Origin of the sequence: Actinoplanes xinjiangensis (assembly GCF_003148685.1) — a bacterium.
Taxonomy (GTDB): Bacteria; Actinomycetota; Actinomycetes; order Mycobacteriales; family Micromonosporaceae; genus Actinoplanes; species Actinoplanes xinjiangensis.
This window is the reverse complement of record NZ_QGGR01000025.1, coordinates 48,775-64,711: the sequence shown is the minus strand read 5'-3', so window position 1 is coordinate 64,711 and position 15,937 is coordinate 48,775. Positions and strand designations below refer to the sequence as shown.

The 15,937-nt window shown below is 68.9% G+C and carries 8 protein-coding genes and 2 pseudogenes; 1 reads left to right on the top strand and 9 read right to left on the bottom strand.

The features are described 5' to 3' along the window. Positions 1-43: 43 nt before the first annotated feature. Positions 44-1,150 carry a DNA cytosine methyltransferase gene (locus tag BC793_RS37715; RefSeq protein ID WP_109601384.1) on the bottom strand — a complete coding sequence of 369 codons (1,107 nt, stop codon included), beginning with the start codon at positions 1,148-1,150 and terminating at the stop codon, positions 44-46. Between the two features lie 53 nt (positions 1,151-1,203). Here BC793_RS37715 and BC793_RS37710 point away from each other — a divergent pair, with 53 nt between their 5' ends. Beyond that, entirely contained in the window at positions 1,204-1,653 is a 450-nt protein-coding gene (locus BC793_RS37710; RefSeq protein ID WP_109601451.1) for a very short patch repair endonuclease, read from the top strand. Positions 1,654-1,659: 6 nt separating this feature from the next. Here the strand turns inward: BC793_RS37710 and BC793_RS37705 are convergent, their stop codons facing one another. The 8 genes and pseudogenes from BC793_RS37705 to BC793_RS52955 all read right to left on the bottom strand — a co-directional run. Beyond that, complete coding sequence (locus tag BC793_RS37705) at positions 1,660-2,496, bottom strand: DUF6339 family protein (RefSeq protein ID WP_109601382.1); 837 nt, start codon at positions 2,494-2,496, stop codon at positions 1,660-1,662. Then, positions 2,489-3,439 (bottom strand): hypothetical protein, encoded by a 951-nt coding sequence (locus BC793_RS37700; RefSeq protein WP_146246639.1) that lies wholly within the window; start codon positions 3,437-3,439, stop codon positions 2,489-2,491. Before BC793_RS37700 ends, BC793_RS37705 begins: the two co-directional genes overlap by 8 nt. Next, a complete protein-coding gene (locus tag BC793_RS37695; protein ID WP_146246638.1) occupies positions 3,439-5,376 on the bottom strand; it encodes a hypothetical protein in 1,938 nt (645 codons plus the stop codon). The genes BC793_RS37700 and BC793_RS37695 overlap by 1 nt, the downstream gene beginning before the upstream one ends. Positions 5,377-5,547: 171 nt before the next feature. Beyond that, the gene (gene drmB / locus BC793_RS37690; RefSeq protein ID WP_109601376.1) at positions 5,548-7,338 is read right to left on the bottom strand and encodes a DUF1998 domain-containing protein; all 1,791 of its coding nucleotides are present in this window, start codon (positions 7,336-7,338) and stop codon (positions 5,548-5,550) included. 2 nt (positions 7,339-7,340) lie between these two features. Next, positions 7,341-10,523 carry a helicase-related protein gene (locus BC793_RS37685; protein ID WP_109601374.1) on the bottom strand — a complete coding sequence of 1,061 codons (3,183 nt, stop codon included), beginning with the start codon at positions 10,521-10,523 and terminating at the stop codon, positions 7,341-7,343. Continuing rightward, complete coding sequence (locus BC793_RS37680; protein ID WP_109601372.1) at positions 10,516-12,324, bottom strand: UvrD-helicase domain-containing protein; 1,809 nt, start codon at positions 12,322-12,324, stop codon at positions 10,516-10,518. The genes BC793_RS37685 and BC793_RS37680 overlap by 8 nt, the downstream gene beginning before the upstream one ends. Continuing rightward, positions 12,321-12,749, bottom strand: a pseudogene (locus tag BC793_RS52960) (DEAD/DEAH box helicase); the annotation flags it as partial. The pseudogene BC793_RS52960 and the gene BC793_RS37680, both read right to left, overlap by 4 nt. Before the next feature lie 270 nt (positions 12,750-13,019). Beyond that, a pseudogene (locus BC793_RS52955) lies at positions 13,020-15,695 on the bottom strand (DEAD/DEAH box helicase family protein); the annotation flags it as partial. Positions 15,696-15,937: the final 242 nt, after the last annotated feature.

Here is a 15,937-nt window from a genome sequence, read left to right as displayed (position 1 = left end):
AGTGCTGTCGAGCCGCCCGATCAGATGCGGACGGCCGACACGGTCAGTTCAGATAACCCTTGAGGTGCTTGGCGATGGCCGCCGCGAGACCGGACGGGACGGCGTTGCCGATCTGCTTGGCGATCTCCGTCTTGGAACCACACCACAGGTAGTCCTTCGGGAAGTCCTGCAGCAGGGAGGCCTCGTAGTGGGTGATGACCCGGTTGATCCGTCGATCGGGGTGGTCGGCCTCCCACTGCGGATGCAGATACTGGCCCTTCTCCGGCTTGAAGAACTCGGTACGGATGGTCAACGACGGCGCGTCCCACCGCATCCGGCCCATGACGTCGGTCGTCCCGGTCTTCTTCTCCCGCCAGCAGCGCGACAGCAGGTGGTCCGGCAGATTGAATCGCCCCCCACCGGGCGGAATGTGGTCATACCGTTCCAACGACATCGCGGTCGGCTGCCTGCCGAAATGGATGTCGTTCGCCTTGAACTCGCCGCGGATCCGCTGGCCGAAATACTCCGTCATGGATTCCGGCAGTTCGGTCGTGGTGGGATGCGGGTCGACCCAGGAGATCCTGCTGCGAACGGTCTCCCACGGCAACAGGTCACCGGTCGGCACCTTGGCGTGCGTCGGCTTCGGCAGGGGGATCTCGCCGATGCGGGAACCGATCACGATCGTCCGCGGCCGGCGTTGGGCCACACCGTAGTCGGCGGCCAGCAGCACGCCGTGCGAGAGCGTGTAGTCCTTGAGCATCCCGTGGTCGGCCTCCTCCAGCAGCAGCTGGAACTCCGAGGCCCGGGAGAACCGCTCGACGTTCTCGATGACGAACACCTGCGGACGCGCGTGCACGACGAACCGCAGATACTCCTTCCACAGCTTGTTACGCGGATCGTCGACGTCCTTGCTGCCCAGGTTCGAGAAGCCCTGGCACGGCGGACCGCCGATGATCACCTGCGCCTGCGGGATCTGGTCGTCGGGGATGAGCGTGATGTCACCCCAATGAGTGTGTGACTCACCGAAATTCGCCGCATACGTAGCGGCGGCAGCGAGATCCCACTCCACGGACATCACCGGGCGAAAGTCCTCACGGCGGAATCCGACGGTCATACCGCCGCATCCGGCGAACAGGTCGATCATGCTCAGGCGGTCACTCACCCGCGACATGTTAGTCCCCCCTGGTCTTTGAGCAAGGCCGCCACACGGGTGAGATGGAACGCATGTCCGAAAGCTCTTGGGCCTCGTCGGCCGGTGTCCGGAAGTCGATGCAGGCGAACACCGGCCGTGACACCAAGCCGGAACTCGCGCTGCGTCGCGCGGTGCACTCCCGGGGCCTGCGGTATTTCGTGAACCGACGTCCGATCAAGGTCGTCCGCCGGACCGCCGATCTGGTGTTCCCCCGGATCAGGCTGGCCGTCTTCCTCGACGGCTGCTTCTGGCACGGCTGTCCGACTCATCACACCGTCGCCAAGACCAACGCCGGCTTCTGGGCCGAGAAGGTGGCCACGAACCGGCGCCGGGATCTCGAGACCAACATCAAGCTCACCGAGGCCGGGTGGACCGTCTTGCGGATCTGGGAGCACGAGGCGGTCGAGCAGGCCGCCGACCGCATCGTCGAGTCGGTCGCCGACCTGCGTCGTCCCCCGTCACCACGGGACTCCTCCGGCTGAGACGCGCTACGTCTCGGTGCTCACGGCGGCGTACCGCCGGCCGCGTTCGGTGATCGCCCGCCCGCCGGCCAACGACGACGGGGTCGTGTCGTCGGCCACCGGGCCTCGCGGGATCAGATCCCAGTCGGCCGGTACGAGGACGAACTCCCGGACCCACGCGTCGTAGGCCCGGTGGTCGTCCTGCTGCAGATCGGTCTCCAGTTCCGGAGGACTCCCGGCCATCACCAGGTTCAACACCCGAGCCAGGTCGCGGATCTCCCGGGAGCTGCCGACGACCTCCTGATCAGCCGGTACGAGGTCGTCGACGAGGGCCACCGCCAGCGAACGGCACCGGACGAGCGTGCGGTGCAGCAGGTTATGCGGCACGTCCTGGCGGGAGAAGGCACGTTCGACCGGTGAGTAGTCGGGTCCGTTGCGGAACAGTTCGGCACCCCACCACAGCCGCATCAGCGCCTGCTTGTTGATCTGGCCGTTCCAGCGGTCCTCGGTCGGCTTCTCTCCGGCGCCGGCCCACCGCCACGCCACGTAATCGCTGTAGCGGACCGCGAGCCAGGCCCACAGATCACGGTCGGCGGCCTCGGCGCGGGTCAGGCGCAGGGCGTAGTGCAATCGCGGCGCCAACCACCGGTCGCTGGCCGCCCGGTCGCCGCGCTGGTCGAGATCGGCGAACCGGTCGCTGAACCGTCCCATCAGCACATCGACGACGGTCAGATCGATGGTCGATCCGTCCGGGCGGCGGATCGGTTCGTGATGCTCGTCCGGCTGCTCGACCCGCCGGACGAGCCGGTCGCGGAGATCCACCGAGATCCGGTGCTTGAACCGGCACAGGATCGGTTCAGCCATGGGACACCTCCTGGGACGCGGTGGTCAGCGCATCGAGGGAACCGGTCAGTGTGTCGACGGCCGCGTCGATGCGGCGCCAGAGGTCGGCGTTGCCGAGCGGGTCGTCACGCTGGGCGACCAACTGTTCGTAGAGTTCCTCGACGCCGCCGATGCCGATCATCTGGTCCGCGACGGCCTGGCACACCTGCCGGTACAGCGCGGTGGTCGGTGGCTGGGGTGGCTCGTCGCCGTATGCGACCACCTCGGCGGCGGCGGCCCGGAACAGCGCCGAGGTGGCGTTACGGGCGATCGTCGTGCTGAGGATGTCACGCAGCCGCCGGCGTTCCAGCTTGGCGTGGTTGTTGTCCAGGAGCGCCTGTAGACCGGGCACACCCGAGTTCAGCCACAACCGCGGCTCACCAGTGACGTCCATGAACGCGAGGGCGTCCGGGGTCTGCCGAGCCGCTGCGGGTGCGCCCGGCGAGGTGAAGTCCTCCCACGACATCACGAACGGCGGAGCACCGGGCGGCACCGGCGCGTCCCGGCGATCCAGGACGACGGTCCAGGGATCGCTCGCGCCCACGACCCGTCGACGCCCGGCCACCTCGCCACCGACCTCCGCCGCGACGGTGAAGCCACCGGCCACGGCACCGCGGGCGACGATGATCCGGCCGATCAGCGAGTTCCCCTCGGCCCGCAACGGGAACGGGAGTCGTGTGTTGGTCGCCGACGAGGCGACCATGACGTAGCCGGTCACCCGGTCGACACCGGCCGGCATCGACTCGTCCGTCGTGACGACGACCTCGCACTCGAACGACTCCCACGTCGACATGCCGTCCAACCGGACCCGGTAGTGGCCGTCGTCGATGAGATCCGCCGGCAGCGGCCGGCCGTCGAGCCGGACGTCGGTCAATCGACATCTGAGCGGGGCCGTGAAGGTCGGCCACGGGTAGCGAACGGTCATCAGGCGTCCTCGTCGTTCGGGGTGAGCAGCGGGCCGGGCTTCTGAAGGATCACCTCGACGGCCGCCTCCTCCGCCGGGATCGGCAGGTCACCGGTCGATCGACCATGGAGTGTCACCTTGGCGAATCGGCCGCGCGGCGTCGCCTCGATACGCAGCCCGCCGTCGACCAACCGGCCGGCACCGTCCTCGACGAGCAACGAATCCCAGTCGACCACCGCACGTCTGCCGTCGAGGCCGACGAACGCGAGGACCGGCCGCAGGTGCCAGCCTTGTGGACGGTTCTTGGCGCGGACGGTGAAGCGCACGTTCCACCGCCCGTCCTCGACCCGCCACTCGGTGAGGTCGACCTCCGGCTTGTGCGGGGCGCCACCGGCTCCACCGGAGCCGCTCTCCGACCGCAGGAAACGCAGATGACGCAGCAGCGACTCCGGCGGCGCGCCGGTCCGTGCCGGTGGTGCCCCGAACAGACCGTGCAGGGCCGCGGCGACACCCTTCTCGATGCCTTGCAGATTGGGCACCCACGGGGCGAGATAGTGCGCGGTCAGGTTCGCCTGTGAGGCCTGTCGGCGTCCGATGCCGGGCAGCCAGCGGTCGTGTGCGGGCGGCTCGGCGAACCGCAGGAAGTCGTCGGCCCACAGCTGCTCGGCGGTGGGCGCGGCCGGGTGGATCGCCGCACCGGCGAGCAGGAACGCGTGGTAGGTGTGGCCGTCGAAGGGTCGATCGAGGGTCTGCACGATCATCTCGGGCCGGCGCAGCAGGCAGACGCGGTTCTCCAGAGTGTCCTTCTGATCGTCGGACAGGGTCACCACGAGCTTCGCCTGATGGACGAACGACTGGTGCCGATCACCCGTGCGGCGCCGCGGCACCGTGACCGGCACATCCCGGACCACCACCGTGTCCGGACCGCTGAGCTCGTCGTCGATCTTGCCGGCGTCGAAACGGCGCAGGGCCCGGACGAGTTCGGTGTACGTCTCCTCCGGATCGACCGCCTTCTCGGACAGGACCGTGTCGTTGTCGATCACCTCAATGCGTACCCGTAGGCCACCGCGGGTCAGCAGCGGCCAGAAGTTCTCCTCGACGCCCTCGCGCAGATCATGGGCCAGCTCGGTCAGCTCCTCCGGACCGTTCAGACCCCGCTGCGGCTGATCCGGGTCGTAGAAGCCCAACAGCAGCGCGGTGGTCCCCGGCCGGGCGTCGGCACGGTTCAGGTGCAGTGCGTCGACCAGCTCGAAATCGTTCCAGACCGAGCCGACGTGACCGTTGGGATAGGCCCGGCCGAAGTAACCCCGGCCCTCGTAACCCATGTCGCGGTATTGGTGCAGCACGCCCTGGTTGACGCCGAACACCCGGTTCTGGGTGAAGCCGTCGACCGCGTCGGACGGGGCCAGCACCGAGTTGAACAGCACGGTCTGCAACCGGGAGAACCGCCAGTAGACGGCCTTGCCGAGACCGAACGAGCCGCCCGCGGCCTTGTCCTTGCCGCTGAACAGGTCGAGCCTGCACAACTTGATGAAGTTGCCGAAGTCGTCGGGGGAGAGGCCGTCTTCGGCGAACTCGGGTCCGGTGAGGCCCCGACACCCGTAGTCGGCGATGCGCAGCAGGACCAACGAGTCCGTCTGCTCGGAGGCCTCCAGCCCGGCCCGGATCTGACCGGCCGTCACCGCGCCGCGAGCCGCCTCACCCATGGCCTGCAGGTGCGCCTTGAGGTCGGACCAGCCGAGCGTCGCCAGGAAGGCGTCACGTGCGGCACCGGTGAGGCGGATGAAGCTGTAGACGAGTTCGGCGGCCTCCGAACCGGCGCGCGCGTCGTTGGTGTTCTGCGCGCTCTCGCGGGCCAACGACACCAGACCCGCGTTGACCGTCCACTGATTGGCGTTGCCGAAGTTGCCGTATGCGGGGCTCTGCCTATTCCACTGCCATGCCGCAGACTGCGTCACAGGACTCCTCAACCGAAGGACGACGACGGGTGCTCGTGCCGGTTCGGTCGGTCGCCGGGCGGTGTTGAGTCCCGCCGGTGGAAGTGACGAAGTTGCACCGAACCGGCACCGGTCTACGGTGCCCGAGGGCACGGCGCCGGTCAACGGTCCGTGCCCTCCGGTGCGGTTTCGTCAGGAGAAGAAGCCCGAGTCGGGTTCGGCGGGCCAGCCGAGGACCAGTCCGCGGTCCAGCAGCGTGTTGTTGTGCTCGCAGCTGGTCTCCGGCAGCAGACTGCAGGCGTGACAGGCCGCCAGGTTGAGGCTGTCGGCACCGGCGGCGTCCGCCTCCATGCAGAGGGGGTCGGTCGAGCACCACTCCGCCCGTTGCAACGCGGCCGCCAGGGTCCGTTCCAGCCGTTGTGGTTCACCCTGCCGCACGATGCCGCCGAGGCTGCCGGCGGAGTCGCTGGTGGCGGTGTAGATCAGGATGCCCGCCATGTCCGGGGAGGTGTAGAGCCGCTCGCGCATGGCCGACGCCGGATAGCCGGAGTCCAGACTCCACTCGTTGACCAGCAGGTGCGCCAGCGTGTGGATCATGATCGAGCGCGCCGTGACGGAGGAGACCGGTGCGGTCTTGCCGGCGGCCTCGGCACGGCGATCGAGCAGCCTCTGGTGGTTGCCGATGATGCCGTTCGCCCGCTTCTGCACCTCCGGGCGTGCCTCCCACTCGGCGAGGCGGCTCTCCGACAGCCGCAGGAACACACCCTCGCCGACCACCTCCATCGCCGGCAGCCAGTCCGTCTCCTCGGCCGACAGGGCGGCACGCCGGGACTCGGAGTCCGCCGGACCCGGCGGCTCCACCCGGGTGAAGGACTGCAACACCCGCACCTCTCGCAGCCGGGTGACGAGCATGACCTGATCCAGCTGTGGGACCGGCACCGCATCGGCGGGCCGACATTCGAAGTCCGGCTTCTCGTCGGTCTCCTCCTCGACCGTCGGCGAACAGAGCTGCTCGTACTCCTCACGCTTCAGCGAGAGATCGAGATCCTGATCGGGCAGCGGATTGCCCTTCTCCAGGGCCTCGCGACGGCGGACCGCATCGATGATGTGCTGCGCGGTCACCGACCCCTTGACGAGTTTGGCCTTCTCCGCCTGCCGCTCGATCGTGGCGTCGTCCTCGCCCCGCCACATCTCGAAACGCGACTCGATGATCCGCTGCAGACCCGTGGACCAGGGCGGGATGGCCAGCGAGGACCGGACGATGCCGAACCAGGCCGCCGAAGAACCACGCTGCAGAGTCCGAGGAAGCCGCTCACAGCCGGTGATCTTCGGAGCGCCACGCAGCCACGGCCGGCCGCCGTAGCACCTGATGCCCAGCTGCCGCAGCTCGCTGCGACGGAACGCCCCCTCCATCGACCCCTTGGCTCCACAACCGCAGACCAGCTGGATCGACCGCAGTGAGGCGGTACGTCCGGTGGTGATCATCCGCATGTCGCCGTCACACGGTCCGCTCTTGGCGCCGCGGTGGATCCAGGCCCGGTAGGGGAAGTCGTTGAGGTGGCCGTCGTCGCAGGCGACGACGAAACGCGACGGGATGAGGGTGCCCTCGCCGCACGGACAGTCCGAACCGGTGGCCCGGAACTTCCAATAGGGCTGCAGCAGGTTGCAGTTGCCTGATCCCTGACAGGAGTAGAACTCGGGGAACCGTCGGAGGCCCGCCGTGAAATGGGCGCTCTCCGCCGGCGGCAGGTACAGGTAGTCGACACCCAGAGCCCGCTGCAGACGCGGTTCGTAGACCTGCTGTTCGGTGTTGGGCCGCCAATCCTCGAGGCCGGCGACGATCCACGACGCGTCCTCGATGGCGATCATGGAACCCACGCCGTACGTCGTGATCATCTGCGCTCGGCGTGCACTGCCGATCGGTTTCGGGGCGGCGCCGGCGGCACTGCGGCCGGTACGCGGAGTCCGTGAGCGTCCAGGCATCCTCATCGTCCTTCCCGCGGGATCATGTTCGTCTCGACGTCGACGTCACGGAGGCTGTTCATCGTCGGGAACGAGTGCGGTAGATCGTCGTCGTCGAAATTGCGAAGCAGGGCCGCGTACTCCGACCGGGGTTTGGTGTCGAACTTCGGTCTGCGCTGGTCGTAGACCAGTCTGTCGTTGCGGTCGAGCAGTTCCTGCCAGCGCACCAGGACCCATTCCAGGTCGTCCCGAGTCCCCTCGACCTCGTCCGGGGCGACGGCGGCGACCCGGGCCAGGATGCGCTCCGACAGCTCCCGCAACTTCGGTTCGAGGTGCGGCAGATCCTTGGCGGCACCGTTGGGACGCGCCTCCCGGTGCATGACGCGGGCCGCGCTGACCAGAACCGCGTGCAGGGCGCGATCGCGAGCCCGGGCCGAGAACGGCGTCACGCTCGTCGATTCGACCTGGCGATAGAGGGCGGAATGGTACGACCGGAAGCGCTCGTAGTGGGACCGGTCCCGAGACCGGGCGGCGTTGTACAGCATGACGACCAGCCCCGGATACCGTCGGCCGACCCGGCTGGTCGACTGGATGTACTCGGCGGTCGTCTGGGGCTGACCGGTCACCGCCATCAGGCCCAGCCGGTCGACGTCCACGCCGACCGAGATCATGTTGGTGGCCAGTACGACCTGGAGCGCGTCGACGTGCGGGAACCTGGTGTCGAGGTCACGCAGTCGCTTCGGGATCTCCGAGGCGGCCACCCGGCTGGTGAGCTCACTCGTGGTGAGCTCCGGCGGCTCCGGCTCATCGGTGAGCAGTTGGATGCGTTTGACGACGTCGTCGTTGACCTGGAGTTCCGCGGACGCCAACAGCCGCAGGCTGTTGAAGTAGCCCAGCAGCGTCCAGTACGCATCGCGGACCTCGTCCTTGCCCTCGACGGTGGCGGCGTGGTGCAGCAGGGCCGCGTAGGCACGGATCAGCAGGCTCGCCTGGCTGCTTCCGGGAGCGAACAGTCCGATGTAGCGACGTGACGGTTTGCGCTCCGGCGGGGCCTGCACGGCGAACCAGGAGTCCCGGGAGTCCAGACCCGAGGGCGGGAACTGATGCACGTCGCGGTCGAACAACGCCCGGCCCTGGTCCTGCGCTCGGCGGATCGTCGCGGTGGAGGCGATGACCTTCGGGCGCTGCGCCGCGATGTCCAGGACGGTCTCGTAGAGGCCGACGAGGGTTCCGAGTGGACCCGAGATCAGGTGGAGCTCGTCCTGGATGATCAGCTCCGGCGGCGGCGTACCGGCGGGCGTGCCGTCGCTGCGGTTGAACAGCGCCGCCGGCTCCTCCTTCCAGGCCATCTGGGCGAACTTGTCGACGGTCGCGATGATCAGCGTCGGCCGGTGGCGGTAGACGGCGGCGTCGATGAGATGCACCGGCAGCCCCGACTCGAAGAAGCAGCCGGTGTTGCCGCAGGCCACGATGAGACGGCCTGCGGTGTGGTCGACGCTGTAGTTGAACGCGTCGATGTCCACGCCGCACCAGGCACAGCGGCGCAGCTGCACCGGGTTCTCCGTGGCCAGGGTGTTGCCGGCCCGCAGCTTCTTGAGAGCGGCCTCGGCGTCCTCGAGGTGGTTCGGGGTGGCGCTGCGCCCGACCCACATGCCGATGGAGATCTCGTCGCCCGGCATGTCGTCCTGCTGCTGCCGCAGCCGTTCCATGGCGCAGATCAGGGTCGTGGCCCGCTCGAACTGCTGCAGGGTGAGCAGCCGCAGGGTGTAGCGCATGAGAATCGTGACGCCGGCACCGAGTTCGGCGTTGCGGATCCGCCGGAGGAAGACGGTGAAGGCGACCAGACCCAGATAGGCCTCGGTCTTCCCGCCGCCGGTGGGGAACCAGAGCAGATCGGCCACGCGGCGGTCGGCGTGGTCGGGATCGGCGATCCCGCGCAGGCAGAGCAGTAGGAAACCCAGCTGGAACGGATACCAGCGCCCGAGGGAGAGGTCCTCGTCCCGGTCGCCGTCCTTGAGCATGACCGTACGGGCACGCTGGACGGCCATCGCGTGGTTGGCCAGCCGGAACGCCCGCATCACCTGCGGATCCTCGGCCAGCAGATCGATACCGGCGTCCATGCGCTCATAGGCGCCGCGGCACTGGCCGGCCTGGTCGACGGCCACCCCTCCGAACGGGGTGTCCGCCATCCCCGCCGCCTCGGTCTCGCGGTCCTCGACCCATACCCGGTAGCCGCCGATCAGCGCCCGCAGCGTCGCGATCACCGTGGCGTCGTCACCGCGCGCCAGATCGATCATGCGCAGACCGGTCGTGTCGATCTCCGGGTTGCTCTCGGCGAGCAGCACGTCGTATCGCGGTGTGAAGGAGGACCAGACCGCGGTGACCGACCGTGGTTCGTCCGGCTCGTCGGCTTCGCGGTGCTGAGGGTCCCAGTCGACGGCACAGCCGTGGCCGGTGGCGAACGTGGGGGCGTGGTGGTAGAGCATGGCGGCCAACAGCGTCTCGTCGTCGTCATCGACCGCCGGGCGGGTCTGTTCGATGATCGTCGGCTGCCGGGGATCGGTGTCCACCCGCAGGCCGCACTGGAAGAAGCACCACTGGTCGCGCAGGACCAGGCCCGCGGCGGGATGGTTGTTGACGAGGGTGACGGTGACGGCGGTCGCGTCCCGGCGGTCACCCACCGGGCGGACCCGGGCCCGGATCTCCAGACCCGGCACGACCTCGTAGGTCCGGCCCGATCCCGGGCGCAGATCGATCGTCACATCGGCCTCGACCGGCAGTCTGCGCCATCGGACCTTCGAGTCCTCGATGGAGCGGGCCGCCTCCATCTGGGCCTCGACCGGGTTGCCCGCCTCGTCGACCGGCTGATAGGTGGCCGCGGTGACGGTGATCGTCGCCGTCGTGGCGCGGGGATGAACGGCGAAACTCAGACCCATCGAGGAGGGGTTCTGGACGTTGGCGAGGGAGACGCCGCTGTCGGGCTGGTCGTCGACGTCGGTCTCGGCACCGCCGAGATCGAAGTCCTTCTCCGCCGACTCCTCGACCGCGCCGGCGTGGTCACGCTGCGGGTAGAGGACGCCGGTGAGGTAGGTGGTCGCGGGCGGATCGGTGAGGATCTCGTGTTCCTCGGCGGGGCCGAGTACGTCCTCGACGAGCCGCTGGGTGAGGGTGTCACGGAAGGCGAAATGTTCGGTGAAGTCACTCATCTGCGGTGTCCCCGTCCTCCCACTGGAACCAGGTCAGTCCGGTCAATCGGGGGGCGCGCCACGCCCCGTGTGCGCCCAGGCCGAAGCGCCTACCCGCCGCGGCGCTGCCGAAGACGGTCTCGACGTCCTCGACCCGGCAGTCGGTGATCGTGTGCGGCCATCGTGCGTCGGTGCGCGGTGCGGCGCGGTCGAACAGGTACGCCGACAGGGCCTCGCGGAAGGCCGTGGAGACGACGCCGATCAGGCGACCGTCGTGCCGGACCACGTACATCGGCACCGGTAGGTCGTCCGCGGGCTCCGAGTCGGCGCGTTCCAGAGTCACGCTATCGCCCGGCCGCACCTGCCGGGCCAGGTATAGCTGCAGTTCACCGGGGTCGTCGGTGAACCCGGCGGTACCGGCGGGCAGGTCGGTGCTCACATCGCCCGGTTCGATGGCCAGCCCGTATCGACCGCGGTGCCTGCGGAAGTGGTAGCGGCCCCATCGTCCGTTCGCCTTGCAGCGTTTGACGTGCAGCGGGCCGTTCGAGGCGATCGGTTCGAGGCGGAAGACGTCCTCTCGGCTGCGGGTCATCGCCATGTACAGCAGTCGGGCCTCGTCCAGGGCATCGTGATGATCGCGCCGCGGACTCTCCAGGATGAAGACGTGGTCGTACTCCAGCCCCTTGGCACGGTGCATGGACGACACCGAGACGACGGGCTCGGCCGCCGGGTCGGGCGGCAGCCGGTGCCGCCCGGAGGCTAACGCGTCGCGCAGCCGATCGAGGTCGACGCGGTTCGACCCGGCCCTTGCCGCACCGCGCAGCGAAGCCCAGGCGAGCGCCGAGTCCACGGCCCCGGTGCCGGCGCGGAAGGTGTCCTCGTCGATCGTGCGCCCGTCATGGCGGAAGAGGTCGGCGACCCAACCGGGCAAGCCGGCCTCGCCCGCCCGTCCCTGCACCCGGTGGGTCACTCCGGCGTCGTGCAACGCGGCGGAGATCTGCAGGACCTGACCGTTGTCGCGGCACAGGACCGCCGAGGTGCCGCCCTGGTAGGCGAGACCGCCGGCGATGTCGCCGACCGTTCCGACACAGAGCAGGTCGAGGAACCGGTGACGGACCGATCGGAGGGTCTCCTCGCCGATCGTGGTCGCCCGAAGTTCGACACCGCACGTGACGAGGCCCGGCTCTCGTGGCTTGCGGGCCCGGAAGTCACGGCTGAGAGCCGTCTCCTCGAGGTCGTCGGCGTAGGCGTCCCGCAGCCAGGTGAACACGTCACCCTCGGTCCGGTCCGGTCGCTGTTGGAACCGGTAGACGGCCTGGGCGGGATCACCGACCACGGTGAAGCCGCAGTTCAGCGCGGTCAACAACGCGCGGACCATGTCCTGCCGGGCGCCGACGAGGTCCTGGACCTCGTCGAGCAGGACGTGCCGGATCCGGTGCGTGTAGTACTCGGTGTCGCCCTGCGCCAGCGCCGCGGTGGCCTCGGCGATCCGCTCGTCGAAGCTCCAGTGACCCCACTCCTCGTCGGAGTAGGTGTTCCGCAGCAGGTCCAACGCCCAGGCGTCGAAGGTACGGACGTCGACGAGGTGGGTCTGTCCCGTCGTCCGTTTCGCGAGCTCAGCGACCGCGGCTCGGGAGAAGGAGAGGGTGAGGATCTCGTCGGGTGCGAGGCCCTCCGCGAGGAGGTGCTCGATCCGGCGTACGACGGTGAAGGTCTTCCCCGTGCCGGCCGGGGCGATCAGCAGCGTGTGTGAGTCGACGGGCCGTCGGATGACACTCAGTTGCTCGTCGGTCGGTTCGGTGGTGACCGGTGGCGTGCTCATGCCGTGTGCCACATCTGCTCGAAGTCGGTGAACGCGAGTTTCTGCCGGTAGTTGACGACGTTGTCCTCCACGTTGAGGATCAGGCACTCGTCGGTGCCGTTGTTCCGGGGACCGCGGAGCCCGCGGCCGATCATCTGCTGGTAGACGTTGGGGCTGTAGGTCGGCCGGGCGACGACGACGGCCCTGGTGGCGGGGGCGTCGAAGCCCTGGTGGAGTACGCCGTAGTTGGTCAGCACCTTGATCTTGCGACCCTTGCCGAACCGATCGATGATCTGCTGGCGTCGGGTCGTCGGCGTCTCGCCGTCGACCGAGGCCGACGGGATGCCGTGGTCGTTCAGGACCGCGGCGAGGAAGTGGGCGTGGCTGACGGACGTGGCGAACACCAGCACCGGTCCCTGCTGTTCGACCCGGATGAGTGCTTTGATCAGGGCCTCGTTGCGTGAATGGTCCTCGGCCAGCCGCCGTTCCGCCTCCTTGGGGAGGAGCCCGGGAACCATCTCCACCCGCCGCAGTTCGTCCTCGGTGAGGACGAGGTCACCGCCGCGCAGCGTCTCGTGTTTGGTCCGGGCCAGGATGCCGCGGTCCTGGAGCCTGCCGTACGGGTCCTCACCCAGCACACCCTTGTCGAGCCGGTTGTTGTCGTAACGGTTGACCAGCCGCCGGGTCTCGTCACTGTCCTTGCCTCGGAACGGCGTCGCCGTCAATCCGACCAGGGGACGGGCCAGGCGGTTGTGGGTGATGCCGAGTTGCTCCAGCACCTCGGTGTAACTCTTGGTGATCGACGAGTGCGCCTCGTCGATGATCACCACCATCGAGTCCCGCAACCAGGCGTACTCTGGCTTGTCCAGACGCTCGCGCAGCTGCTGGATGGTGGCGACCACCAGCTGCGGAGATCCGGTGATCCGGGTCGCGGGGCGAGAGCCCCAGAACCGACTGATGTTGAGTCGTACGCCTCCGACGCCGGCCTTCTCCCAGACGTACTTCCAGCTCTGTACGGCCTGCTCGCACAACTCGTTGGACTGGGCGATCCACAGCACCGGTCCGGTCTGCTGCTCCGGGCCGAGCGTCTTGAGGTGGCGGATGACCGCCTCGGCGGCGACTCGGGTCTTGCCCGCTCCGGTGGGGAGGCTGACCATCCCACGGTGCGGCTGGGGCTGCGACAACATCAGCATCAAACGTGACGCGATGATCTCCTGATAGTCGTGCAGAGGGAAGTGCGGCGTCGGCCCCACGGCCGTCTCAAGCGGAGTCAGCAGCTCCTCCCTGGTGCCGGCGAACGCATCCGGGAAGTCGAGTTCCGCCACCTTCTGGCGGGATTTGACATCGCCGGTGAACGGCAGGCCGAGGCTCTCGTCGATCCTTTTGAGATCGTCGCGGTGATGGCGCAGGATGCCGTCACCGTGGGCATGCAGGGCGAGCTCGGCGACCCGCCGGTCGTCGACGGGACCGCCCCGACGCGCCTCCTCCCACGCCAGTAGGCCCTCCGGCAGGCCCCGACGAAGACGCTCGGATTCGACCAGGAGGCGGATCTTCTCGACCTTGTCACGGGTGGCCCGTACCTGCTTGAGGACGTCCTGGTTCTTCGCCTCCTCGCGCTTGAGCAGGATGCGGTCGATCTCCGCCGACTGAAGGCGCAGATCGAGCTCCTTGGAGATCACCTCGAGGATGCGCCTGTCGTCGGCGGGGTGCCGGACGAAGACGACACGGTCGCGGACGGCCGAGTCGAGCGGGCTGATCCGCATACCCGCGGGTGTGCGCTTGACCTCCTCGAGATCGCCGCAGATCACGTACGAGAACCCGGCGACCTGTCGACCGCGCATCATCTGTAGGTGCGGATACTCCGCCACGACGTCGACGGGCTCGGCCTCCTCCGCGGTGCGGACCTCGGTGCTGACGGCGTCCGCGTACCGGAGCAGCCCCCACGCCTCGATCATCGCCTCGGCGTCGGCTGCCGTCGGCGCCAGCAGCGCGGGAACCCGCTCCAGGACCAGGTTGTCGTACTCGTCGCGGTCGGCCGTGGCACAGATCTCGGCGTCGGGACGGGTGCCCCAGGTGTCACCGATGCGGCATCGGGTGGCGCCGCCGGGCCACTCCTTCGCCGAGCGCAGGAACAGCGCGTACGCCTTGCCCGGTACGGCGTCGTTCTGCGAGGACTCCACGGTCTGCACGACGTGACGCCACAGCCCCTCGGGGATCCTCTCGATACTCGCGGGCAGGCCGAGCACGTCGGCGACGGTACGGTCGATGCGGGCCACCGGGAGGATGTCGGCGTACTCCTGAAGGCTGGGATTGACGGTGAGCTTCACCGGGAGCAGACCCTGACTGCTGTCGACCTTCCCGTGCCGTCGGACCATCCAGACCAGCGGTGAGGGCACCGGATGGGTGCTGTTCCAGGCCCGTGCCGTCCAGTCGCGCACCATCCGTGCCGGTGGCAGATGCTTGACGAACAACGCCCGCCCCTCGTCGCCGAGCTCGGTCAGGGCGCTCAGGGGCCCGGGTGGCCTGCTCCCGAGAAGCTCCACGGTGGTCAGCTTGCGGTGTTTGGAGCCCGGCTGAACCGTCTCGTTGAGGCGCTCCAGAGCGAACTCGCGGTACTGCTCGAACCAGGCCTCCTGCTGCGGGTCGAGGTCCATCGTCGGGACGTCCGCCATGCCGAGTTCGATCAGGGCGGGCCGATCGGTGCCGTGCGCCCGCAGGTCGACGGCCGTGTGCTTGTCACGGCTGCCGTCCGGAGGGACGACCCGACCCGGAAGCAGGCACTCACCGAGCGGGCGGAAACGACCGGCCATCGTGCACACCCGCACGGTGCGCAGCGGCTCCTCGACCGCCTTGCGGACGGCGTCGCCGGCTTCGCGCGGGGTGACCCGTCGGATCAGGTTCCACAGGGCCTGCCACTGCTTGTCGCCGTATCCGCCGAAGCCCCGGTCGAGGACGGCCTCGAGCTTGCCGAGCGCGGTGGCCTCTCGGATGCCCAGATCGGTGAGGGCGGTGCGCAGGCCGATGACGTCGGTGACCCGCGTGTCGACGTACACCAGGTCGTCGCTCAGCTCGTCGTGACCGCTGCGTTGGAAGACGTCGGGCCGGTCGACGGCGACCATGCCGTGGTTCTCCGTCAGCACGATCCGCGCCTTGCGGGCGGCCGCGGCGTGTTCGTTGCCGTCGCGTCGCAGCCCGGCGGCGATGCGGATCGCCTGAGCCGACGCCTCCGGAGTGCCGTCCTCGACCAGGGCCTCGAGCCAGGCGGTGATCGGTGACTCGCCGAGTCCGGCGGTCTCGAAGATCAGACGTGCGCGGGCGCGGCGGTCCCGCTGCTCGACTGTGGGGTGCGTCCACTCACGGGGACGACCCGCGTAACCGACCCAGAGCCTCATCCAGGTGTCGGGGATGTTCTCCGGCGGCAGACGCAGCTCGGCGGGTCGGCGCAGGATCCCGGCCTGGTCCGGCAGTGAGGGTTGCCTGGCCGCCGTCGTCCACACCTGTCGGGTCAGACGCTCGTCGGCCCACTGCTGGGCCTCACGGCCACGGCCGGGCAGCAGCGCCAGGTACGAGCCCGGGTCGGCCGGGTCGACGAGGGCGGGCAGGGACTCGACGACGAGATGCGCCGCCTGGACGA